Below are 22,663 nucleotides of genomic sequence, written 5' to 3'. Positions count from 1 at the left end.
GTCCGCGCTCGCGCTGCCGCGGGGCCGCACGCTCGGCCCGGACGGCGAGCCGCCGAGACGCCTGACGCGCGCCTGAGCCCGCGGCCGACGGCCGGCGGGCTCCCGAACGCTCGTCCGCCACCAGGAAACCGCATCCATGATCCGCATCCTTCGCGAGCCTGCGCTCACGCGCCGGTCCTTCCTCGCGCGCTCGGCCGCCCTCGTCGGCGCCGCAGCACTCCCCGCCGCTCCCGCCCGCGCCGCCGGGCCGCGCGAGATCACCCTCGCCCCCGCGCCCTCCCGCGCGGCGATCGTCGGCGCGCCCTATCCCGAAACCTCCGTCTGGGCCTACGACGGTCGCATTCCGGGCCCGGAGATCCGCGTCGCCCAGGGCGAGCGGCTGCGCATCGCCGTCGACAACCGCCTGCCGGCTCCGACGACGGTCCACTGGCACGGCCTGCGCCTGCCCAACGCCATGGACGGCGTCGCCCACGTGACCCAGGAGCCGATCGCGCCGGGTGCGCGCTTCGTCTACGCGTTCGACGCCCTCGACGCCGGCACCTTCTGGTACCACCCGCACTACGCCAGCGCGGAGCAGCTCGAGCGCGGCCTCGCGGGCGTCCTCGTCGTCGAGGAGCCCGAGCCCCTGCGGGTCGATCGCGACCTGGTCTGGGCGCTGGACGACTGGCGCCTCGACCGCGAGGCGGCGATCGTCGAGGACTTCGGCAACGGGATGGACACGAGCCATGCCGGGCGGCTCGGCAACACGGTCACTCTGAACGGTCGCGTCCCCGGCGAGATCGCCGTCTCCCCCGGCGAGCGCCTGCGCCTGCGCCTCGTCAACGTCGCCAATGCGCGCATCTTCGCGCTGCGCTTCGCCGACCATGCGCCCGTCGTCGTCGCGCGCGACGGCCATCCGGTCGCGCCGCACGAGCCGAAGGACGGCGTCGTGCTGCTCGGCCCCGGCATGCGGGTCGATCTCGTCCTCGATTGCGGCGCGGATCCCGGCGCGCGCGCCTCCGTCGTCGACGTCTTCCCGCGCGAGCCCTACCGCGTCGTGGATCTCGCCTACGGGCGGATGCCCCTGCGCGAGAGCCCGCTCGATGCGCCCCTCGCGCTGGCGCCGAACCCCGTGCCCGAGCCCGACCTCGCGACGGCGCTGACGCGAGAGGTGGTGTTCGAGGGCGGCATGATGGGCGGCTTCCGCGGCGGCCCTGAGACGATGCGCGCCATGACGAGCCGTGGCCTCGCCTGGGCGGTGAACGGCGTGGCCGACGACGGCGCCCACGCGATGCCGCCGCTGCTGACCGTCGAGAGCGGGCGCTCGGTCGTGCTCGATCTGGTGAACGAGACGGCCTGGTGGCACCCGATCCATCTGCACGGGCACGCGTTCCGGATCCTGGAGCGGGACGGCGCGCCCGAGCCTCATGCGCCGCTCGCCGACACCGCGCTGATGGCCCCGCGCGAGCGCATGCGCATCGCGTTCGTGGCCGAGGGCGCGGGCGCCTGGCTGCTGCACTGCCACGTGCTGGAGCACCAGGCCGGCGGCATGTCGGCCGTCCTGCGCGTCGTCTGACCGGACGCGTGAAACCACGAGAACGGAGGAACGACCGATGCTCACGCAGCGAGGATGGGGCGATCACATGAACGGCTGGATGAACGATCACATGGGCGGCCTCTGGGGCTGGGGCATGGGGCTCTGGGGCCTCCTGCTCCTCGTTCTGGTGGTTCTCGTCATCGCGGCGCTGATCAAGTACCTGCGCCGATGAGGCGGAGCGTCGCGATCGCGCTCGCGGCGGCGCTTCTCGGCATCGCCGCGGCGGGAGCCTGGCTCGCGCTCGGCGAGCGGGGCGAGGCCGCGCGGGTGGCCCAGGGGCGTGCGCTCTACGCGGAGCATTGCGCAGCCTGCCACGGCGCTGAGCTGGAAGGGCAGCCGCGCTGGCGCGAGCGCCTCCCGAGCGGCCGCCTGCCGGCGCCGCCGCACGACGAGACCGGCCACACCTGGCACCATTCCGATCGCCAGCTGATCGCCATCACCAGGCACGGCCCGGGCGCGCTCGTGCCCGGGTACGAGAGCGACATGCCCGGCTTCGCCGACGTGCTCGAGGACGCCGAGATCGAGGCCGTGCTCGCCTTCATCAAGAGCACCTGGCCCGAGCGGGAGCGGCGGTTCCAGGAGGAGCGCACCCTGGCCGACCCGCGCCGAGAGGCGCGCGAGGAAGGCCGTTGACCTTCCAGTCGTTGGAAGGTCGACGGTCCGATCACGACGAGACGAACCGGGAGAAGCGCCATGCCCGAACGAGCCCACGCCCATCGTCACGCACGAGATCACGCCCACGAGGGCGGGGGTCCCGCCGCGACCGCGCGCCGCGCGCAGGATGACGCCGGCCACGGCGGCGGCCACGGCGGCCACGGCGGCCACGACCACACGGCCATGATCGCGGATTTCCGCCGCCGCTTCTGGGTCACACTCGTGCTGACCCCGCCGATCCTGCTGCTCTCGCCGATGATCCAGGAGTTCCTTGGCCTCGCCGAGGCGCTCGCCTTCGGCGGCTCGAGCCTCGTCCTGTTCGCGCTGTCGACGATCGTCTTCTTCTACGGCGGCTGGCCGTTCCTGACGGGCTTCGTGTCGGAGGTCGGCAAGCGCAAGACCGGGATGATGACGCTCATCTCGCTGGCGATCACCGTCGCCTACGTCTACTCCACCGCGACCGTCTTCGGCCTCTCCGGCGAGCCGTTCTTCTGGGAGCTCGCGACGCTGATCCTGATCATGCTGCTCGGGCACTGGATCGAGATGCGCTCGGTCATGGGCGCCTCGGCGGCGCTCCAGGCGCTGGTGGCCCTGATGCCGGCGACGGCGGACCGGGTGGCCCCGGACGGGACCACCGAGGCGGTGCCCGTCTCGGACATCGTGCCCGGCGACCGCGTCCTCGTCCGCCCCGGCGCCAAGGTGCCGACGGACGGCGTCATCGTCGAGGGCCGCACCAGCCTCGACGAATCGATGCTCACGGGCGAGTCGAAGCCGGTGGCGCGCGGCGAGGGCGAGGTCGTCATCGGCGGCGCCGTCAACGGCGAGGGCGCGATCACGATCGAGATACGCAAGACCGGCGGCGAGACCTACCTCGCGCAGGTGGTCGAGATGGTGCGCCGGGCGCAGGAGACGCGCTCACGCAGCCAGAACCTGGCGGACCGTGGCGCCAACATCCTCACCTACAGCGCGATCGCGGTGGGCATCGTGACGCTCGTCGTCTGGCTCGCGGTGGGCGCGGCCCCCGAGTTCGCCATCGCGCGCATGGTGACGGTGATGGTGATCGCCTGCCCCCACGCGCTCGGCCTCGCCGTCCCGCTGGTCGTCGCCGTCAGCACGCGGCTGAGCGCGACGAGCGGCCTCTTGATCCGCGACCGGGCGAGCTTCGAGCGCGCGCGGGGCCTCGACGCGGTCGTCTTCGACAAGACCGGCACGCTCACCGAGGGCCGCTTCGGCGTGAGCGACGTCATCCCGCTCGGCTCGCTGTCCGCCGACGAGGTCCTCGGGTGGGCCGCCGCGCTCGAGAGCCAGTCCGAGCACCCGATCGCCCGCGGGGTCACCCGCTCCGCGCAGGAGCGCGGGCTCACGGTCGAGGCCGTGCGCGACTTCCGGAACCTGCCGGGGGAGGGGGCGGAGGCCGCCGTCGCCGGGCGCGATGTCAAGGTCGTCGGTCCGGGCTACCTTCGCCGGCACGAGATCGCGGCGCACAGCGCGGAGGTCGCGCGGGTCGCCGAGCAGGGCAAGACGGTGGTCTACGTCCTCCTCGACGAGGCCGTCGTCGGCGCCGTCGCGCTGGCGGACGTGATCCGGCCCGAATCCCGCGAGGCGATCGCCACGCTCAAGGCGATGGGCGTCGAATGCATGATGCTCACGGGCGATTCCCGCGCGGTCGCCGCCAGCGTCTCCGCCGAGCTCGGCCTCGACGACTTCTTCGCCGAGGTTCTGCCCGGCGAGAAGGCGGACAAGATCCGCGAGGTGCAGGCGCGCGGCAAGACGGTGGCCATGGTCGGCGACGGCGTCAACGACGCGCCGGCGCTGGTGCAGGCCGATTGCGGCATCGCCATCGGCGCCGGCACGGACGTCGCCGTCCAGTCGGCCGACATCGTGCTCGTGCGCAACGACCCGCGGGACGTCACCGCGATCCTCGCTCTGTCGCGGGCGACCTACCGCAAGATGATCGAGAACTTCGTGCTGGGCGCAGGCTACAACGTCGTCACCATCCCGCTGGCCGCCGGCGTCGCGTATTCCTGGGGCGTGGTGCTCACGCCCGCCGTGGGCGCGGCGCTGATGTCGCTGAGCACCGTCGTCGTCGCGATCAACGCCAAGCTGCTGGAGCGCCGTCGCAAGGACATCGCGGCGCTCGGCCTGCGGCGGAGCTGAACCGGCGGCGACGTCCCGCGACCGGCCTCCGCTCGCAGGGACCTGCTCCAGACTCGCCCTCGGAGCATGATCTCGTCCACCAACCGGATTCCACTTGGTGGGATCATGCTCTAGACGGCGCTCGCGGCGCGGAGGCGCGCGATGTCGTCCGCCTGGTAGCCGAGCCAGTCCCGCAGCACCTCGTCGGTATGCTCGCCCACCACCGGCGGCGGGTAGCGCAGGGTGCCGGGCGTGTCGCCGAGCTTGATCGGGATGCCGGCCATCGTGAGGCTGCCGTAGGCGGGGTTGAACACCTCCATCAGCTGCTCGCGCGCGCGCAGCTGCTCGTTCGCGAAGAGGTCGCCGATCGCCGCGACCTTGCCGCAGGGCACGCCGGCGGCATCCATGATGCGCAGGACCTCGTCCGACTCGCGTTCGAGCGTCCATGCGGCGACGATCGCCTCCACCTCCGGGATGCGCTCCATCCGCGCGCCGTTCGTCGAGAAGCGCGGGTCGTCGAGGAGGTGGCCGAGGCCCGCCGCCTCGGCGAAACGGGGGAAGAGGCTGTCGCTCCCCGCGTTGATGTGCACCCAGCGACCGTCCTCGCACTGGAAGTTCGCCGCGGGGGTCGAGTAGCGATCACGGCTTCCGCCCCGGGTCAGCTCGCGGCCGGTCAGCGCGTATTCCGGGATCGCGGTCATCAGCAGGGACACGGTGCAGTCGAGCATCGCGAGGTCGATCAGCTGACCCTTCCCGGTCCCGTGGCGCGCTTCGACCGCGGACAGGACGCCGATGGCCGCGTAGAGCGAGGTCACGTAGTCGACGATGAAGGTTCCCGCGGGCAACGGCGCGCCTCCGGCCTCGCCGGTGAGCTCCATGATCCCGCCCCCCGCCTGCGCGATCGCGTCGAAGCAGGGCTTGCGGCTCCAGGGCCCGGTCTGGCCGTATCCCGAGATGCGCAGGAGGATGAGCCGCTCGTTGCGGGACCGCAGGGTCTCCCAGTCGCAGCCCATCTTCTCGAGCGTGCCGGGACGGAAGTTCTCGATGACGACGTCGGCCTCGTCGATCAGCGCGCGCAGCAGCTCCTGGCCCTCCGGGCTGCGGAAGTTCAGCGTCATCGCCCGCTTGTTGCGGTTGAAGACGAGCGGGTAGATCGCGTGATCGCCGATCTTCGGCGGAAGGATGCGCGTCTCCTCGCCGCGGCCCGGGCTCTCGACCTTGATCACGTCGGCGCCCTGGTCGGCCAGGATCATGCCGCAATTCGGGCCGGCGATGTAGCGGGAGAGGTCGAGGACCTTGAGGTTCTTCAGCGCTTGCATGGAGCGTCACTCTCGGGCGGGGGCGTGAACGGGGACGACGGCGGGGTCAGCGGCCGAAGACGAGGCTCGGGATCCAGGTGATCGCCTCGGGAACGAACATCAGGAACACGCAGACGAGCAGCTGCGCACCCACGAACCAGCCCGTGGTGATCACCACCTTGTTGAGGGGTATGCCGGCGATGCTGCAGCCGATCAGCAGCAGGGTCCCGACGGGCGGCGTGCAGGCGCCGAGCAGCGACACCATGACGATGATGACGCCGAAGTGGATCGGATCGAAGCCGAGCGTCACGCCGATCGCCGCGAGCGGAGCCGCGAACATGATCAGCATCGCCGTCACGTCGAGCACGAAGCCGAGGACGAAGAGCATCAGGAGGATGATCGTCAGGTGGACGTAGCGGTTCTCGCTGACGAGGCCGATGTTCTCCAGCAGCCAGGTCTGGAACTGGTTGCGGGTCAGGATGTCCGAGAACAGCGTCGAGAAGGCGATGATGGCCATGACCACGGCCGTGAGGACGGCCGTGCGGTAGGAGGCCTCGTAGATCTCCGGCCAGCCGAGCGTGCGGTAGAAGAAGAGCCCGGCGATCATGGCGCAGGCGACCGCGAGGACGCCCGCCTCGGTGGGCGTGGCGAAGCCGCCGACGATGCCGCCCACGATGATCAGCGGGATGACGAGCGCGATCGACGCGTCGCGGAAGGAGACGAGCAGCTCCTTCCAGTACGGCCCGTCGGACGCCGCGACGTCGGACACGCGGAAATCGTAGCCGCGGGCGCGCCCGACGACGTAGGCGACGGCCATCAGGGCGAAGCCGAAGAGGAAGCCGGGGATGATGCCCCCGAGGAAGAGCTGCCCGACGGACAGGCTCGTGAGGGACCCGTAGAGCACCATGAGGATGCTCGGGGGAATGAGCGCGCCGATCGTCCCGGACGTCGCGGTGACGGCGACGGCGTAGTCGGCGTCGTAGCCGGCCTTCTTCATCGAGGGGATCAGGAGCGATCCCATCGCCGCGCTGTCGGCGGTGATCGAGCCCGAGACGCCCGCGAAGATCATGCTCGAGAGGATGTTCACGTAGGCGAGGCCGACGCGGAAGAACCGGCCCACCAGGACATCGGCGAAGCGGACGATGCGTCCGGTCAGCCCGCTCGCCGTGCAGAGCTCTCCGGCGAAGATGAAGAAGGGGATCGCCAGCAGCGTGAAGGAGTCGATGCCGGCGAAGAACTTCGACGTGACGACGTAGGCGATCATCGCCGGGTCGAAGGCGATGATGACGAGGGACGCGACGCCCACGGCGAAGGCGATCGGCATGCCGAAGGCGAGCAGCGCGAAGAAGCAGACGAAGAGGATCGTGATCGTCATGGCGCGGCGCCCTCCGGCCGCCGGCCGTCGCGGCCCCGCAGGACGCCGACGAGCGAGATCAGCGTCTGGACGAGGACGAGCGCGCCGCAGACGGGGATGCCCGCGTAGACGTACGACATCGGCACCTCCATCGCGGCGGAGAGCTGATCGAAGTTCCAGGCCATCATGTCGATGCCGTAGTAGATCAGCACCGCGGCCAGCACGAGGACGCCGACGTGGCTCGCGACCGCCGCCGCACGCTGCAGGGGCCGCGGCAGGGCGTCGACGAGCATCGTCATGCTGAAATGCGCGCCGAGATGGAGCGCGATGCCGATGCCGAGGCACGTGATCCAGAAGTTGAGATAGCGCGTCGCCTCGCCCGCCCAGTAGAGGCTCGGCAAGACCGGGAACAGCCGGGCGACCGTCGCCGCGAAGGTGATCAGCGTCATCAGCAGGAACAGGAACACGATGATCGGCTTCAATGCCTTGACGATCAGCGACACGGCGGCCTCCACGCTCGGGGAGCCGCGAGAGGCCGGGCCTCCCGCGGCGGGCTCCGGGGCGACACGCGCGCGCGCCGCCCCGGCGCGATCACTGCGCAGCGAGCGCGTCGCGCACCTTCGCGAGGAGGTCGACGGCGTCCGCGTTGATGCTGCTCGCGTATTCCTCGCCGAAGGGGCGCAGCACCTCGCGGAACTTCTCGGCCTCCCCGGGCGCGAGCGGGACGACCGTCAGGCCCTGCTCCTTCATCTGCGCCATCACCTCGTCGTTGGACGCGATGACGTCCTCGAGCATGATGTCGGTGGACCGCCGTCCGGCCTCGCGCAGCACCTCCCGATGCTCCTCGGACAGGCTCTCGAACAGGCCCAGATTGATCGCGAGGTAGCACGGGTTCACGATGTGCTCGGTCTGGACGTAGTAGGGCGCGACCTCGAAGAACTTGTTGTTGAAGGTCGTGCTCGGTCCCGATTCCATCCCGTCGGCCACGCCCGTCTGGAGCGACGTGTAGGCCTCGCTGAACGCCGTCGGCGTAGGCACCGCGCCGAGCGCGCGCGCCATGCCCACGTAGAGCGGCGCCTCGGGAATGCGCAGCTTGTATCCCTGCATCTCCTCGAGCGTGTCGAAATGCTCGACGGAGTTGATGCTGCGGGGGCCCTCGTAGCCGAAGCCGAGGATCTCGTAGCCGCGATCGTTGGCGAGCGCGTTGATCTCGTCGACGACCGCCCAGGTGACCGTGTTGATGGCGCGCATCTCGGGATACAGGAACGGCAGCTCCAGCACGTAGAGCTCCGGCACGAAGCGGCCCAGGCCGCCGCCGCCGCTCATCACCATGTCGATCGAGCCGCGCCGGACGGCTTCGGACGCCTCGCGCTCGTTGCCCAGCTGGTTGTTGCAGAAGACCTCGATCTCGATCTCGCCGTTCGTCCCCTCCCGGACGAACTGGGCGAAGTTGTTGGTCTGGATGCACATCGGGTGGTTCTCGGGATAGAGGTTCGAGAGCCGGAACGTGTGGGTCTGCGCCATGGCCGGGCCGACGAGGGACCCGGCTGCGAGAACGGCGACGCCGCCGCGGATGGCGGCCTCGATGATCTTGGAACGCGTCATGATCGTTTCCTCCAGCTTATGATTCGTGACAGGGCTCGCGCCCGGCTCGTGCGCCGCTCGGGAGCGGCGCCTCGACGCTCGCGGCTCTTCGGCCGCGAGCCGAGTGGTCCGGCGCACCGTTCGGTGCGCGCGGCATCACGCCTTCACGGTGCAGCTGCCCCACCCGACGGTGGTGAGCTTCCCGTCGCACAGCCGGCGGATCCACAGGTCGACATCGACCCGGACGCCCTCCGGCACGCGCTCGACCTTGGTCACCAGAGCCGTCGCGCGGATCGGCTCGAACACCTCCAGCGTGTTGACGAACTTCACGCGCAGCCAACCGGAAGTGAAGAAGTCCCGCCCGAACGCGGCCGTGAGGTATTGGCCGAGAAAGCCCACCTGCTGCTGTCCCTGCACGATCGGGACGCGCAGCCGTCCGGCGCGCGCGATGGCGAGATCGTTGTGGATGTTGCGGACGTATTCCCCGATCCGGGAGAACACGGCCGCCTGCTCCGCGGTGAACGTCTTGTCCATCGATGCGAGGACATCGCCCTCGCGGACGTCGCCGTCGACGCGCGCGACGATCCGGGCGTCGGCCGGGACCTCGCCCGTGACCTTGCGATCGGGGGTCCCCTCGCCGCGCCCCGCGACGGCGCCCGGCACGGTCCTGAGGATCTCGACGCCGCGATGACGTACGATCGAGCGACCGTCCTCGCCGGTCGCCCGGGCCTCCATCACGACGTAGCCCTGGCCGCGGCGCTCGTAGGCCTCGACATAGGCGCCCTCGAGCGTCACGCGTTCCCCGAGGAAGACCGGGCTGTCGAACCACATCTGCTCCTCGGTGTGGAACCCGACCGTCTTCGAGCCGGCATAGACGAGCGTGAAGAGCTGCAGCAGGTCGTTCCCGAGCAGGCAGGCGTGTCCGATGCGGCGACCCCCGAAGGGGCTCGCGTCGAGGGTCCAGGGATCGTAGTCGTCCTGCGTGAAGGCGAAGCGCTTGATCTTGTGATCGTCGACCGTGACGGTGACGGGGCCGAGCGCCTCCGGGATGGCGAGGTTCTCGAAGACCGGCTCCTTGAGGCCGGCCTCGAGATCCTCGACCTCGATCGCACGCCGCGGATCGGTCAGGTCGCGCCGAGGCGATCGGTCGATCCCGCGGGCGCCCGACGCGTGGGCATCGTTCTCAAGCGACATGCGGCGGTTCCTCGTGTTCGAGCAGGAGCGCGACGGCGAGCATGCCGGGGTCGTCCGAACCCGTGCTGCGGTCTGGGAACATGCGGGCGCGACCCACGCGGCAGGGCCTGTCGCGAAACGTCGCGAGCGCCTCGCGCGCAGCGCGCGCGGCGGCGCCGCGCCCGGGGCCCTCCTCGTCGAGCGCGCGCGCGATGGCGTCCAGGCTGTCGAGGACGGTCTTGTCCCCCCGCTCGGCCCGGCCGCGGGCGGCCATGGCGTCGCGCGCCCGGCTGACGATCACCGCGAGATCGCGCGCGTCGATCGCGCCGTCGCGCGCGCGCGCCTCCTTGGCGAGCGAGATCAGCCCGGTCGCGACGAGCGTGCCGAGGCTCGAGCCGGTCTCCCGCGCCGCGGCCTGCGCGAGGATCGTCGCGGCGGCCCCGAGATCCGCGGCCTCGCCGGCCCCGCTCTCGTCCATGGCCCTGGCGATGCGGCGCAGCATCGAGCCGGTGTCGCCGTCGCCGAGCCTCGCGTCGGCCGCGTTGAGCCGCTGCTCGACGGCGTCGGCGGCGGCGCGCATGCGACGGACGAAGGCCGCGAGGGTGGCGGGCGCGATGTTCATGACGGGGTCCGCCAGAACGGGCACGAGGCCGGCGCGGCGAGCAGGCGCTCCAGCTCGTCGTCGAGGGCCATGATCGACAGGGATGCGCCGGCCATCTCCATGGAGGTGACGAAGTTGCCGATCATCGGCGCGACCGGCGTGATCCCCATGTCCCGCAGGCGCAGGGCGATCCGGCGCCAGACGATGAGCAGCTCCTCCAGCGGCGTGGCGCCCAGCCCGTTGACGAGAACGGCGACGCGAGCGCCGGCCGCGAGCGGCAGCTCGGCGGTCACGCGGTCGAGCAGCGCGTCGGCGACCACGTCCGCGCGCGCCACGGGCGCGCGCCGGATGCCGGGCTCCCCGTGGATGCCCATGCCCATCTCCATCTCGCCCTCGGGCAGCGTGAAGTTGGGCTCCGAGGCCGCGGGAAGCCGGCAGGGCGAGAGCGCGACGCCCATCGAGCGCGTGCGCTGCGCCGCCTTGCGGGTGACCGCCTCGACCTCGGCGAGGCCGAGCCCCGCCTCGGCGGCGGCGCCGGCGATCCTGTAGAGAAGCACGATCCCGGCGACGCCGCGGCGCTTCTCGGCCTCCTCGGGCGGCGCGCTGGCGACGTCGTCGGCGCCGAGCACGAGCCGCGTGGCGATGCCGTCGAGCTCGACCATGTCGCACGCCATCTCGAAGTTCATGCGATCGCCGCCGTAGTTGCCGATCAGGCAGAGGACGCCGGCGCCCCGATCGGCGGCGCGGATCGCGTCGACGCACGCCTGCACGCTCGGGCCCTCGAAGACGTTGCCGACCGCGCAGGCGTCGAGCAGCCCCTCGCCGACATAGCCCGTGAAGAGGGGCAGATGCCCGGAGCCGCCGCCGGACGCGATGCCGACCTTCCCCGTGCGGGCCGGCCGGCTGCGCGAGACGCAGCGGCCGCTCTCGCCGCCCAGGGAGAGGGACGGATAGGCGTCGACGAGGCCCTCGAGCATCTCGGGGACGTATGCGTCCGGGTCGTTGACGAGCTTCTTCATGCCCACGGCCCTTCCTTTCAGTAATCCAGGCGACGATCGCCTTCGAACATCGTCACCGGCGGGTAGGCGCGCTCGTCGGTCACGACGTCGAGGACGGTGGTCTGGTCGGAGGCGAGGGCGGCTTCGAGCGCCGGCCGGAAGTCGCCGGGCGCCTCGATGCGCACGCCGGCGACGCCGCACGCACGCGCGATCGCCGCGTGATCGACGGGCTCGAAGTCGACGACGTCCGTGTGGTCGCCCCAGATCACCTTCTCGGCGTGCTTCTGGTAGCCGAGGATCTGATTGTTCAGCACGATGACGACCACCGGCAGCCGCATCCGGCGCGAGGTCTCGAGCTCGGACCAGACGTGGGCGAAGCCCCCGTCGCCCACGACCGCCATCACGCGCGCTTCCGGGCGCGCCGCCTTGGCGCCGAGCGCGTAGGGCAGCCCCCAGCCGAGCCCCGCGAGCCCGCGCGGCGTCAGGATGCGCTGGCCCGCCCGACGCACCTCCAGGAAATTGGCGACCCATATCGACGAGTAGCTGGCGTCGGCGACGACGATGTCGTCCTCCCGCATGAGGCCGTCGATGTCGCGCATCAGCCGCTCCGGGCGCACGGGCGACGCCTCCATGTCGACCGCGCGCGCGACCTCGGCGCGATGCGCCGCGATCCCCGTCGCGATGCGCTGCTCGAGCGCGTCGCGCGCGGCGGCGCGGCGCGACAGGTCGCGCTCGGCGAGCGCCGCGGCGAGGGCCTCGAGCGCGCGCCTCGCATCGCCGACGACCCGAACGTCCGCCTCGTAGTTGCGCCCGATCTCGACGGGGTCGACGTCGACGTGGATGTAGCGCGCGTTGCGCGGATAGAGCTGCCAGCTGTCGGTGCCGTTCTGGTTCGTCCGGTTCCCGACGAGGAGGACGACGTCCGCCTCGCTGATCAGGTCACGCAGGAACTTGGTGCGCCCGCGCGTTCCCATGTAGTAGCCGACCGGCCCGATCGTGAGGGGATGCCGCTCGGACACGGCGCCCTTGCCCATCGACGTCGTCGCCACCGGCAGGCTCGCGATCTCCTGCAGCGCCGCGAGCGCGTCGCAGGCGCCCGACACGTGAACGCCGCCGCCGGCGACGATCACGGGACGCTCGGCGGATGCGAGGATGTCCGCCGCCCGGGCGATCGCCATCGGGTCGGGGCCGATGCGGTCGAGCGGGCAGCGCCCGAGGTCGGCGGAGCGCGGGTGTTCCGCGCGACCCACGGCCTCGTCGAACAGGTCGATCGGCACGATCAGCACGGCGGGCCCGGGCCGGCCCGAGGCGGCGGCGGTGAAGGCCATGTCGACGTAGTCGTCGATCCGGTCGCCCTCGGCGAGCCGCCGGATCCACTTCGCGGCGCCCTTGAACAGCTCGAGGTGGTCGAGCTCCTGGAAGGCGTTCTTGTCCGTCGCCGCGCGGTGCACGTCCTGCACGATCGCCACGATCGGGATCGAGGCCTTCAGCGCCTCCGCGAGGCCCGGGACTAGGAGGGTCGCCGCGGGGCCGTTCTGGGCCGTGACGACGGACACGCGACGGCTGACCCGGGCGTAGGCGTCCGCCATGGCGGCGCCCGCGTTCTCCGTCCGATAGCCGATCTGGCGGATGCCGTGGTGCGGCGCGGCGAGGAACAGGGCGGAGGGGATCGACTGGCCGAAGACCACCTCGACGCCGTGGCGGCGCAGAGCGGCCGCGAAGCGGTGCGCTCCCGTCGTGTTCGCAGGGGCTGCGCTGGCCGTCTCGGCCTTGGCTGTACTCATCTGGCTTCGCTCCGTCGTCTGCGGGCCGGGGAGGAAACGACCTCCGGTGCCGCGCCGTGGCCGCCCTCGGCTCGCGAGGACGGGCGGGTGTCGTTGGTCGGCGCGCGAGACCCGTCGCGGGGCGGATCGTCGTGCCGGCCGGGATCGTCCATGAAACGAACGATCGAAACGTTTTTATTCCGTCGTCATGCGTATCGGTACCGAAGCCCTTCGTCAATCCGTCCCGGAAATTGCGATCAGCGCGTCGCGCAGGGGCTCGTCGTGCCGCGGACGATGAGCCGCGTCGGCAGGATCACCGTCCGGGCCGGCGCGTCCGGCCGATCGACCCGGCGCAGCAGGAGGCGCGCGGCCTCCGCTCCTATCTCGCGCTTCTCCAGGCGGATCGTCGTCAGGTCGATCGCCTTGATCCGCGCGAGCTCGATGTCGTCGAGCCCCACGATCGAGACGTCCGCCGGGACGTCCAGGCCGCGCTCGCCCAGGCCCTGGATCAGGCCGATGGCGCTCATGTCGTTGCTGGCGAAGATGCATGTCGGTCGTTGCCGCATGCCGGAGAAATAGCCCGCCGCCTCGAGCCCGGCGTCGAGGCTGTAGCGCCCGTGGCAGACGAGCTCCTCGGACGCGTCGAGGCCCAGCTCGGCGACGCCGTCGCGGAACGTCCGGAGCCGCTCGCGCGCCGAGCTGGAGACGAGCGGCCCCGTCAGGTAGCCGATCCGGTGGTGCCCGAGGCCCTTGACGTAGCGCAGCGCCTCCCGGATGCCGTCGGAATTGTCGGCGCCGACATAGTCGAAGTCGAGCTCGGGATCGCGCCGCTGGACGAGGACCGTGGGTATCCCGCCGGCGAGCATCTCCCGGATCCGCTCGTCCGCGAGATGCTGGGAGATCATCACCAGGCCGTCGACCCCGCGGTCCAGCAGCACCTGCATGGCGGCGACCTGGCGATCGACGTCGCCGTCCGTGTTGGCGAGGAGCAGGGTGCAGCCGGCACGGTCGACGAGATCCTCGACGCCCCGCACGAAGGCCGCGGCCGAGGGGTTGGCGACGTCCTCGATGAGGACGCCGATGGCGTAGCTGCGCTGGGCCCTCAGCGAGCGCGCGACGAGCGACGCGCGATATCCCAGGCGCCGGGCCGCCTCGACGACCTGCTCGCGCGTCTCGGGCCGCACCAGCGGCTTTCCGGCGAGCGCATTGGACACGGTCGAGACCGCGAGGCCGGTCTCGCGTGCGACGTCCTTGATCGTGACTCTTCTGCGCTCAGCCATCGACTGCTCTCTGCCGGATCGCGCGAGCCTGCCATCCATAAAAACGTTTCTATCGCACGATCCACGAGGGCGCAACCTGCCCCGCCGGCCGGGTCGACGGTTCCGGACGCTGGGGCCCTCGTGACGGAAGAGGCGTCTTCGTCTCATCGTCGAGCGCACGGGCCGCGTGCTCGCGGAGCGCGCGACGTCGTGCTCGCGGGGCCGAGGCGGCGGCTGTCGATCGCGATCCCTCGGGTGCCGAGCGCCTCTCGTGCCGAGCGCGCGCCGTTCGCCTCGAGGCTCAGCACTGCAGCCAGTGCTCGTAGATCTCGACATCGAGGCTGTCGCCGGACGGGCCGGCGTAATCCTCCCAGATGTCCGCCATGGCGAATCGAACCCGGTAGAGGGCGACACGGGGCGTCGGGCCGAGCCCGTAGCCGAGCGCCTCCGGGTTGGGAAACCGGCCCACGAAGCGCTCGACGACGCCCGCCCGCCCGCGGACGTACCAGGGCGTGCGCGTGTGGCCCGGCGGGAACGCGCGACGAACCCGCACGGTGGTCCCCGGCGTCAGGATCTCGGAGGGGGGCTGCGCATCGCCGCTCACCTCGCGGCCTCCGGTGCGCGGGCCACGGCGGTTCCGATCATCGCGTCGCGGCCGACGAGAGCGGCGAGCGCGGGTTCGTCCAGCCCCTCCGTCCCCGCCGGCCGCGCCGGCAGGACCATGTAGCGCAGGTCCGCCGTGCTGTCGTGCACCCGCAGGACGGTCTCCTCCGGCAGCCGCAGGCCGAAATCGGCGAGGATCGCGCGGGGCTCCCGAACGGCCCGCGCGCGGTAGGCGCGGCTCTTGTACCAGGCCGGAGGGCGGCCCAGCAGGGTGCGCGGATAGCAGGAGCAGAGCGTGCAGACGATCAGGTTGTGGACGGCCGGCGTGTTCTCGACCACGCACAGCCGGGTGCCGCGAAGATCGATCCCGAGCTCGGCGAGCGCCGCGTCGGGCGCGGCGAGGAGCCTCGCCCTGAAGCCGGGATCGACCCAGGCGCGCGCCACCGCGCGCGCGCCGAGATGCGCGCCGCGGGAATCGTAGAAGTCGATCGTCTCGCGGATGTCGGCGGCCGACACGATCCCCTTGGCGATCAGCAGCCGCTTGACGGCCTCCGCGAGGCGCCGCCCCTCCGGCGTGAACGGATCGTGCCGCTCGTCGTCCGGCTGGTGACCATGGTCGTCGTGCTGGTGGTCGTGGCGATCGTGATCGTGGTCGTGGTCGTGGTCGTGGTGGGCGTGCGCGTCCGCGGGCGGGGCGATGTCGGCGTCCGAGACGGCCGCGGCGGCGGCGTCGATCTCGGCCTCGCTCAGCACGCCCTTCTCGACGAGCACGGTCTTGAAGCCCACGAGCCAGCGCTCGTAATAGGCCATCGTGTCGTATCGCTCGGCGCCCATGCTGGTGATCACGCGCCGCACCTCCTCGCCGTTGAGGAGCCGTCGGCGATCGTCCGCGAGCAGCATGCGGATGGCGTCGACCTCGCGCTCCCATTGCGTGAGCGCGTGCTCGATCGCCTCGAAGGGCTCCGCCGGAACGCCGCCGAGATCGTGGTAGCCACGGGTCGTCATGCTCATTCTCCCGGCGTCGCGACGCGCAGGCCCGCCGCGCGCTCGGCGCGGAACCGCTGCAGGTTGAAGAAGACGATCACGAGCGCGGTCCCGATCCCCGCGACGTCCGTCGCGACGGAGCCCTCCACGAGGGCGACGCCGCAGGCGAACAGCGCGATGCGCTGCCACATGCGCAGCCGGCAGAACACCGCGCCTCCGCCGGCGAGCCCCATGAGGACGACGCCGACTGCGGTGGTGAGGGTGACCGAGAGGATGTCCAGCGTGTCGCCTCCGATGAGGAGCAGCTCGGGCTGATAGACGAAGAAGAACGCCAGCAGGTAGGCCGGAAGCGCCGCGAGCGTGGCGACGACGGCCGTGCGCAACGGGTCCGCGCCCGAGATGCTCGCGGCGGCGAAGGCCGTCAGCGCGACCGGGGGGGTGAGCCCGGAGAAGAGGGAGAAGTAGAAGATGAACATGTGGGCCGCCAGGATCGGGACGCCGAGCTCCGCCAGCGGCGCGGCCACGACCGAGGCGGCGATGATGTAGGCCGCGATGCCCGGGACGGCGCAACCGAGCACGATGGTCACGACCATCGTGGCGACGAGCGCCAGGAGGAGCGAGCTCTCCCCGAGGGCGAGGACGGTGGAGGACAGCTCGATGCCCAGCCCGGTGACGAGGATGACGCCGACGAGGAGGCCCGAGACCCCGCAGGCCAGCGTGATGTCGATCACGCCCTCGGCGATGCCGTCGACGGCGCGCCGCAGCGACGCCGGCCGGAACGCGCCCCGATCGTAGAACACCGTGCCGACGATCAGGATCGCCGCCGCCTGCAGCGCGGCATGCTCGAGCGGATAGAAGCTCACGATCCTGTACATCAGCCAGCCGATTGCGACGAGGATGATCCAGTACCGCGCCAGCAGCTGCCCGCCGGTCTCGGGTACCGATTGGGGATCGAGCACGATGCCGAGCCGCGTCGTGAGCGCATAGACGAAGCAGGCGATCGCCACGTAGTAGAGCGCCGCCGGGATCGCCGCCGAGGCGATCACCGACAGGTAGGGCGTGTTGGCGAGCTCGGCCATGATGAGGGCCGCGGCGCCCATGATCGGCGGCGTGAGCGCGCCTCCGGTGGAGGCGACCGCCTCGATCGCCCCCGCGTAGAGGGGGCCGTAGCCGACCCGGCGCATGAGGGGGATCGTCATCTGCCCCGTCGACATGACGTTGGCGACGTTGCTGCCGGAGACGGTGCCGAAGAGGGCCGAGGAGATGACCGAGATGTAGGCCGGCCCGCCGCGGACGCCGCCGGCCGCCTTGATCGAGATCTTCTCGAAGAAGATCATCCCGCTGGCGAAGGCCAGCGCCACGCCGAAGACGATGAAGATGAAGATCCACCGCAGCGCGACCTGCAGCGGCTCGGAGAAGAGCCCGATCTCCGTCATCGTCATCGTCCCCACGACGCGGCGCAGGGAGATCCTCGGCGCGATGCCCCAGGCTTCGGGGATGAAGGTTCCCGAGATGGCGTAGAGGAAGGCGAGGGCGCCGAGGATCGGGAGGATCCAGCCGATGGCGCGGCGCCCGGCCTCGAGGATGAGCACGATGAGCAGGATGCCCATCGCGACGTCCGTCGGGTTCGGAAGCGTCGCGCGCCTCACGAAGGCGTTGTAGTCGTAGTACGCGTAGAGGAGCGGCACGAGGGCGAGCGCGGCCAGCGCCCAGTCGTGGAGCGCGACCCGATGCCCGCGCTCGCCCTCGATCGAGACCGCGGCGAGCTTGACGAAGCTCAACGCCGTGACCGAGGAGAGAAACAAGAGCCCGTGCAGCAACGGACTGATCGGTGCTAGGTACAGCAGGTTGAGCTGCCCCAGGAGCAGCGCGAGCGCTCCCCCCGAGAAGACGTAGGCATCGAAGCCGATCAGTTTGCGACGGTTCATGGTTTCACTCCCGGTCGCGACAGGAACTTACTGAAGGACGCCGATCTCTTTGAAGTAACGCTCGGCGCCGGGATGGAACGGCACCATCGACGCCTGCTGGCGCACCATGTCCTCGTCAAGGAAGGACTGCGACGAATGCCGCTCCACGAGCTCGTCCTTGTTCTCCCACATGGCCTTGGTCATGGCGTAGACGAGGTCGTCCGGCACCGAGCGGTGGATCCAGTTGTGGACGCTGGAGCCGATCCAGTAGATGTCCTCGTCCTGCCCTTCGTAGGTCCCGGCCGCGACGCGAGCCGAATGGTAGAAGGGATACTGCTCCGCGATCTTGGCGAGGTCGGCGGGATCGTAGGAGAGCAGCTTCACGTCCCGGGTCGTGATCTGCTCGACGATGGCGCTCGCGGGGTGGGCGGTGCCCCACAGGACGGCGTCGACGTTGCCGGCGGCCAGCGCGCTGAAGGCCGAGCGCGGATCGGTACGCAGGACGCTCTCGAAGTCGGCGTCGGTGACGCCCATCGCCGCGAGACCCTCGGTGACGGTCGCCTCGGCGCCCGAGCCGACCGGGCCGAGCGCGACGCGCTTGCCGAGCAGGTCGCGGAACGTCGTGAAGCCGCTGTCCGCGTTCACGATGATGCCCTGGTCCGCCGTGTATCCCGGAAACCAGCCCAGGAGATCGGGATAGGGAGCCTCGCCCTCGGCGAGGAAGCGGCCGTGATGCACGGCGTAGGCGCCGGTGCTGTTGCCGTTCGCCGATTCCACCTCGCCGGCCTGGAGGAGCCGGGCGTTCTCGACGCCGCCCTGGGTCGCGGTCAGCTCCAGCCGCACGCCGGGGATCTCACGCTCGATGATCGCCTTGTGCCCGGCGTTCACGACGTAGATGGAATGCACCGGCTGGCTGGCCGCGTGCCGCAGGACGATCTCGTCGCCCGGCTTCCAGTCGGCGGACGCGCCGCCTGCGAGCGCCGCGGTCGCGATCGCCGCGAGCGCGAACGACTTCAGGACTTTCGTCGTCTTCATGTCGGTTCCCCATTGTCGTTGGTCTCAGGCGCGGCCTTCGGCCTGCGCCGGTCATGTCTCGAGGGTGGATGGGTGGAAGATCTCCTCGAGCATCGGTGCGCGATCGATCAGCCCCTGCTCGCGCATGTAGCGCAGCATGGCGTCTATCGCTTTCTGGTTTTGTTCTCGGCCGTAGGGCCACCAGTCGTGGCCCATCAGCGCGGTCGTTCGGGCGACCTCCGGGACCAGCCAGGGCAGCGACACGCCGAGCGCCTGGACGGTGCGCAGGGTGTCGAGCGCCATGTCCTTGGCCCGGGTGAACGCCGCGCACAGGGCGCGCGGCAGGTCCGGATCGGCCTCCGCCACGTCCCGCCGCACGCCCATGAGATGCATGATCGGGAAGACGCCGGTCCGGAGGAACGCCTCCTCCTCGCGGGCGGCGTAGTCCGGGAAAAGCCGCGCGATGCGCGCGTCGCCGGCCGTGAAGAGCTTCGGCGGCTTGTAGGCGAGAAGCGCGTCGATCTCGCCCGCGAGCAGGAGGTCGACGAGGAAGCGACCGGGCTCGATCGCCGCGATGCGATAGCCGTCCGGCAGCGGCGTCGGCACGATGGCGTCGCGCTCGCGCGTCTCGACGTCGCCGATCACCCACGCCATCTCCCGCGCCTGGAGCCCGTGCGCGTCGGTGAGCGCGCCGCGGGCGACGACCGCCGCCGTCATCGAGTATTCCCGCACGCCCACGCGCCGGCCGCGCAGGTCCTCGGGGCGCTGCACCGGGCCGTCGCGGCGGACGTACCAGGCGGAATGCCGGAAGCTGCGCGAGGGGAAGACCGGCAGGCCGACGTAGTCGCAGGCGCCACGCGTCTTCAGCCTCAGATAGTTGCTGAACGACAGCTCCGTCACGTCGTAGGCGCCCCGCTCGAAGGCGTCGGCGAACATGGTCTCGAACGGCGGGCTCAGGTAGGTCGCCTCCCGCCCGGGGATCGGCACGCGCCCGTCGATCAGCGGGCGGGTGCGATCGTAGTCGCCGACGGCGATGGTGAGCGCGTCACGCATCGGCCGCGACCGCGCGTGCGCGCTCCCGCTCGAGGCGGCGCCGGAACATCGGCCCCCAGCCGCCGGCCTCGACATAGGCGAGCAGGTTCGCCGGAAGCGGCTCGAAGCGCCGCTCCTCCCCCGACGTCTCGTTGACGACGACGCCCGCCCGGAAATCGACGGCGACGCGATCGCCGTCTGCGACCATCGCGGTCACGCCCGGGCAGCGCGGCAGCATGGGCAGCCCGGCGCAGAGCGCGTTCCGGAAGCTCCCCACCGGGATCGACTCGACCACGATGCCGACCCCGCAGCCGACGAGGCCGATGAGCCCCTGGATGTGCGGGTTCCCCTGGGCGAAGCGGCGCCCCGCGAAGACGACGTCGCCGGCCCGGACGCCCTCGGCGAAGTCCGGGCGCAGGCCCGCGAACGTGTGCGCGCGCAGGACGCGAGGGTCGGTCTCGCGCTTGAGCGCCCATTCGAGCGCCATCAGGTCGCCGTCGATGGCGACGTTGTCCCCGAAGAGCCAGGCGCGCCCGCGGCGCATCAGCGGGTTGTCGGGCATCGGCTCAGGCTCCTGTCGCGGCGAGACGGGGGCGCGGATCCGTGATCCGGCCGGCGATGGCGGAGGCGGCGACCGTGGCGGGGCTCGCGATGTGCAGGACCGCGTCGTGGGCGCCCAGGCGCCCCGGCTCGTTGCGGGTGCCGGTCCCGATCGAGGTCTCGCCGGAGGTGACGCCGCCGATGCGGCCGCCGGCGCAGACCCCGCAGCCGGGCGCCGTCACCATCGCGCCCGCCTGCGCGAAGATCTCGATCAGCCCCTCGCGGCTCGCGATCTCGAGAACCTCCTGGGTCGCAGGGGTGATGATCAGGCGCACGGCGGGGTGGACGACGTTGCCCTTCAGGACCGCGGCCGTCGCGCGCAGGTCGGTGATCATCCCAGACGCGCAGCTGCCCACGAAGGCGTGCTGGATCGGGATTCCCTCCACCTCGGTGACGTCGACCACGTTGTCGGGCGTCGGCGGCAGCGCGACCTGCGGCGCCACGCGCGAGAGATCGAAGGTGACGCGCTCGCGATAGCGCGCCCCTTCGTCCGGCCGCATCCGGGCGACGGCCTCGCCGGAACGCGCCCGGGCGTAGTCCTGCGCATAGGCGTCCACCTCGAACAGGGACGAGACGGAGCCGACCTCGAGCGGCGTGTTGCACAGGGTGAGGCGCGCGTCCATGTCGAGGCGATCGAGCGCGGGGCCGCCGAATTCCACGACCGCGTCCTCGAAGAGCGGCTGCGGGATCGTGCCGATGAGCTTCTGAGCCGCGTCCCGCGCGCTCACGCCCGGGCCCAGGGTGCCGACGAGGTCGACGCGCAGCGTCTCGGGGACGGCCACCCAGACCGATCCGAGCGCGAGAACCTCGGCGATCTCGGTGAGGACCGCGATGCCCAGCGCGCCGACGGCGCCGTAATTGGTCACGTGGGTGTCGTAGGCGAGGACGAGCATGCCCGGGCGGACGATCCCGCGCTCGACGGGAAAGACGTGCCCCAGCCCGCCCCGACCCGACGGATAATGGTGCCGGATGCCGAAGCGCTCCGCGATCTGCCCGATCTGGCGCTGGCGCGCGAAGGCGGCCGGCGACACGCCGAGGGGCTCGTGGTCCGTGCACAGCAGGACGCGGTCCGGGTCCGCGAGCCGCTCGACGCCGAAGGCCTCGAGCGTGCGGAAGGCGTTCAGCGTGTACCAGTCGTGCACGGTGACGAGATCCGCGCGGGGCGTGACGAACTCCCCCGCATGCACGGGACGTCCGACGGCGCGCGACAGGATGATCTCGGCGAGCGTCCGGCTCTGCGCGTCAGTCACTTGGCTCTCCGTTTCATGTCCGAGACGTTGTCGACCGCGCCGCCCTGCCAGCCGAGCCGATGCGAGATCTCGCGTGCGGCCACCCGAAGCTCGGCGACGATCGCGCGCTCCCGCGCGGCCGTGAAGCGCACGACCGGTACGCCGACGCTGATGCCCGCGCAGGGCGCGCCCACCGCATCGAAGATCGGCAGCCCCAACGCGACGATGCCCTCGACCATCTCCTCGCGGCTGTAGGCGACCTCGCCGGCCGCGATCGCGTCGAGCTCGGCGTAGAGCCGCCGCGGCTCCGTGATCGTGTGCGGCGTCGCGCGCGGCAGCGGCCCGGGACCGAGCAGCGCCTCGACCGCGGCCCGAGGCCTCATCGCGAGGATCGCCTTGCCGCTCGCCGACCCGTGGATCGGGCCGCGGCCGCCGAGCTGGAGCGAGTAGAGGATCGCCTTGTCGCAATTCTCCTTGCCGACGACGACGACCTCCCTGTCCTGCGGGATCGTCAGCGCGGCGGATTCCCCGGTCGCGATCATCAGCTGCGCGATGATCGGCTGCGCGAGGCGCGGGATGTCGGAGCGGCGCAGATAGACGCTGCTGAGCGCCAGCAGGGCCGAGCCCAGCGCGTAGGTCGCCGTCGCCGGGTCGTATTCCAGGAAGCGACGCTCGAGCAGCGTTCGCAGGACCGCCGTGAGGCTGCTCTTCGGCAGCGTCAGCCGCCGGGCGATCTCGCCGTGCGTCATGCCCCCGCCCGTGTCGCCGAGCAGCTCCAGAATGTCGATCACGCGGCTTGCGGACTTGACCGCCATGCGAGTTGTTCCGTATCGTGAACTCAGTTCATATAGGTGAACATGCCTGCGGCGCCTGCGCAAGCGAAAATCCGCGGGGCGGG

At 71.2% G+C, this 22,663-nt stretch carries 21 protein-coding genes; 4 read left to right on the top strand and 17 right to left on the bottom strand.

Annotated elements, in window-relative coordinates:
• The first annotated feature begins 136 nt into the window (after positions 1-136).
• From ACTZWW_RS01310 to ACTZWW_RS01295, 4 genes are read left to right on the top strand one after another with little or no spacing between them, the layout of a single operon-like run.
• Positions 137-1,555 (top strand): multicopper oxidase family protein, encoded by a 1,419-nt coding sequence (locus ACTZWW_RS01310; RefSeq protein ID WP_444779115.1) that lies wholly within the window; start codon positions 137-139, stop codon positions 1,553-1,555.
• A gap of 37 nt (positions 1,556-1,592) precedes the next feature.
• Entirely contained in the window at positions 1,593-1,748 is a 156-nt protein-coding gene (locus tag ACTZWW_RS01305) for a hypothetical protein (protein WP_444779114.1), read from the top strand.
• The gene (locus tag ACTZWW_RS01300; RefSeq protein ID WP_444779113.1) at positions 1,745-2,209 is read left to right on the top strand and encodes a c-type cytochrome; all 465 of its coding nucleotides are present in this window, start codon (positions 1,745-1,747) and stop codon (positions 2,207-2,209) included. Before ACTZWW_RS01305 ends, ACTZWW_RS01300 begins: the two co-directional genes overlap by 4 nt.
• Before the next feature lie 60 nt (positions 2,210-2,269).
• Positions 2,270-4,387 (top strand): heavy metal translocating P-type ATPase, encoded by a 2,118-nt coding sequence (locus tag ACTZWW_RS01295; protein WP_444779112.1) that lies wholly within the window; start codon positions 2,270-2,272, stop codon positions 4,385-4,387.
• Positions 4,388-4,497: 110 nt separating this feature from the next.
• On the opposite strand, the gene ACTZWW_RS01290 is transcribed toward ACTZWW_RS01295, so the two are convergent.
• The 17 genes from ACTZWW_RS01290 to ACTZWW_RS01210 form a co-directional block, all read right to left on the bottom strand.
• Positions 4,498-5,685: a CaiB/BaiF CoA transferase family protein gene (locus tag ACTZWW_RS01290; protein WP_444779111.1), complete on the bottom strand. Its 1,188-nt coding sequence runs from the start codon at positions 5,683-5,685 to the stop codon at positions 4,498-4,500.
• 46 nt (positions 5,686-5,731) lie between these two features.
• The gene (locus ACTZWW_RS01285; protein ID WP_444779110.1) at positions 5,732-7,039 is read right to left on the bottom strand and encodes a TRAP transporter large permease; all 1,308 of its coding nucleotides are present in this window, start codon (positions 7,037-7,039) and stop codon (positions 5,732-5,734) included.
• Positions 7,036-7,521 (bottom strand): TRAP transporter small permease, encoded by a 486-nt coding sequence (locus tag ACTZWW_RS01280; RefSeq protein WP_444779109.1) that lies wholly within the window; start codon positions 7,519-7,521, stop codon positions 7,036-7,038. Before ACTZWW_RS01280 ends, ACTZWW_RS01285 begins: the two co-directional genes overlap by 4 nt.
• Before the next feature lie 88 nt (positions 7,522-7,609).
• On the bottom strand, positions 7,610-8,623 hold the full coding sequence (locus ACTZWW_RS01275) for a TRAP transporter substrate-binding protein (RefSeq protein WP_444779108.1): 1,014 nt from the start codon (positions 8,621-8,623) through the stop codon (positions 7,610-7,612).
• A gap of 135 nt (positions 8,624-8,758) precedes the next feature.
• Complete coding sequence (locus ACTZWW_RS01270; protein ID WP_444779107.1) at positions 8,759-9,796, bottom strand: hypothetical protein; 1,038 nt, start codon at positions 9,794-9,796, stop codon at positions 8,759-8,761.
• Positions 9,786-10,397 (bottom strand): DAK2 domain-containing protein, encoded by a 612-nt coding sequence (locus tag ACTZWW_RS01265; protein WP_444779106.1) that lies wholly within the window; start codon positions 10,395-10,397, stop codon positions 9,786-9,788. The genes ACTZWW_RS01270 and ACTZWW_RS01265 overlap by 11 nt, the downstream gene beginning before the upstream one ends.
• A complete protein-coding gene (locus ACTZWW_RS01260; RefSeq protein WP_444779105.1) occupies positions 10,394-11,395 on the bottom strand; it encodes a dihydroxyacetone kinase subunit DhaK in 1,002 nt (333 codons plus the stop codon). Before ACTZWW_RS01260 ends, ACTZWW_RS01265 begins: the two co-directional genes overlap by 4 nt.
• 17 nt (positions 11,396-11,412) lie before the next feature.
• The gene (locus ACTZWW_RS01255) at positions 11,413-13,158 is read right to left on the bottom strand and encodes an acetolactate synthase catalytic subunit (RefSeq protein WP_444779104.1); all 1,746 of its coding nucleotides are present in this window, start codon (positions 13,156-13,158) and stop codon (positions 11,413-11,415) included.
• Positions 13,159-13,394: 236 nt separating this feature from the next.
• The gene (locus tag ACTZWW_RS01250; RefSeq protein ID WP_444779103.1) at positions 13,395-14,417 is read right to left on the bottom strand and encodes a LacI family DNA-binding transcriptional regulator; all 1,023 of its coding nucleotides are present in this window, start codon (positions 14,415-14,417) and stop codon (positions 13,395-13,397) included.
• A 280-nt stretch (positions 14,418-14,697) separates the two neighbouring features.
• Positions 14,698-15,000, bottom strand: coding sequence for an SH3-like domain-containing protein (locus ACTZWW_RS01245; RefSeq protein WP_444779102.1), 303 nt, complete (start codon positions 14,998-15,000; stop codon positions 14,698-14,700).
• Positions 14,997-16,004 (bottom strand): nitrile hydratase subunit alpha, encoded by a 1,008-nt coding sequence (locus ACTZWW_RS01240; RefSeq protein WP_444779101.1) that lies wholly within the window; start codon positions 16,002-16,004, stop codon positions 14,997-14,999. The genes ACTZWW_RS01245 and ACTZWW_RS01240 overlap by 4 nt, the downstream gene beginning before the upstream one ends.
• Positions 16,005-16,006: 2 nt before the next feature.
• The gene (locus ACTZWW_RS01235; protein ID WP_444779100.1) at positions 16,007-17,911 is read right to left on the bottom strand and encodes a TRAP transporter permease; all 1,905 of its coding nucleotides are present in this window, start codon (positions 17,909-17,911) and stop codon (positions 16,007-16,009) included.
• Positions 17,912-17,938: 27 nt separating this feature from the next.
• Positions 17,939-18,925 carry a TAXI family TRAP transporter solute-binding subunit gene (locus ACTZWW_RS01230; protein WP_444779099.1) on the bottom strand — a complete coding sequence of 329 codons (987 nt, stop codon included), beginning with the start codon at positions 18,923-18,925 and terminating at the stop codon, positions 17,939-17,941.
• Positions 18,926-18,976: 51 nt separating this feature from the next.
• Positions 18,977-19,957, bottom strand: a complete 981-nt coding sequence (locus ACTZWW_RS01225; RefSeq protein ID WP_444779098.1) for an ABC transporter substrate-binding protein — start codon at positions 19,955-19,957, stop codon at positions 18,977-18,979.
• On the bottom strand, positions 19,950-20,498 hold the full coding sequence (locus ACTZWW_RS01220; protein ID WP_444779097.1) for a hypothetical protein: 549 nt from the start codon (positions 20,496-20,498) through the stop codon (positions 19,950-19,952). The genes ACTZWW_RS01225 and ACTZWW_RS01220 overlap by 8 nt, the downstream gene beginning before the upstream one ends.
• 4 nt (positions 20,499-20,502) lie before the next feature.
• The gene (locus ACTZWW_RS01215) at positions 20,503-21,786 is read right to left on the bottom strand and encodes a 3-isopropylmalate dehydratase large subunit (RefSeq protein ID WP_444779096.1); all 1,284 of its coding nucleotides are present in this window, start codon (positions 21,784-21,786) and stop codon (positions 20,503-20,505) included.
• On the bottom strand, positions 21,783-22,580 hold the full coding sequence (locus ACTZWW_RS01210) for an IclR family transcriptional regulator (RefSeq protein ID WP_444779095.1): 798 nt from the start codon (positions 22,578-22,580) through the stop codon (positions 21,783-21,785). Before ACTZWW_RS01210 ends, ACTZWW_RS01215 begins: the two co-directional genes overlap by 4 nt.
• Positions 22,581-22,663: the final 83 nt, after the last annotated feature.

The organism is Salinarimonas sp. NSM (genome assembly GCF_052380005.1).
Taxonomy (GTDB): domain Bacteria; phylum Pseudomonadota; class Alphaproteobacteria; order Rhizobiales; family Beijerinckiaceae; genus Salinarimonas.
The sequence above is the reverse complement of the archived record's forward strand: the minus strand, read 5'-3'. Positions and strand labels throughout refer to the sequence as shown.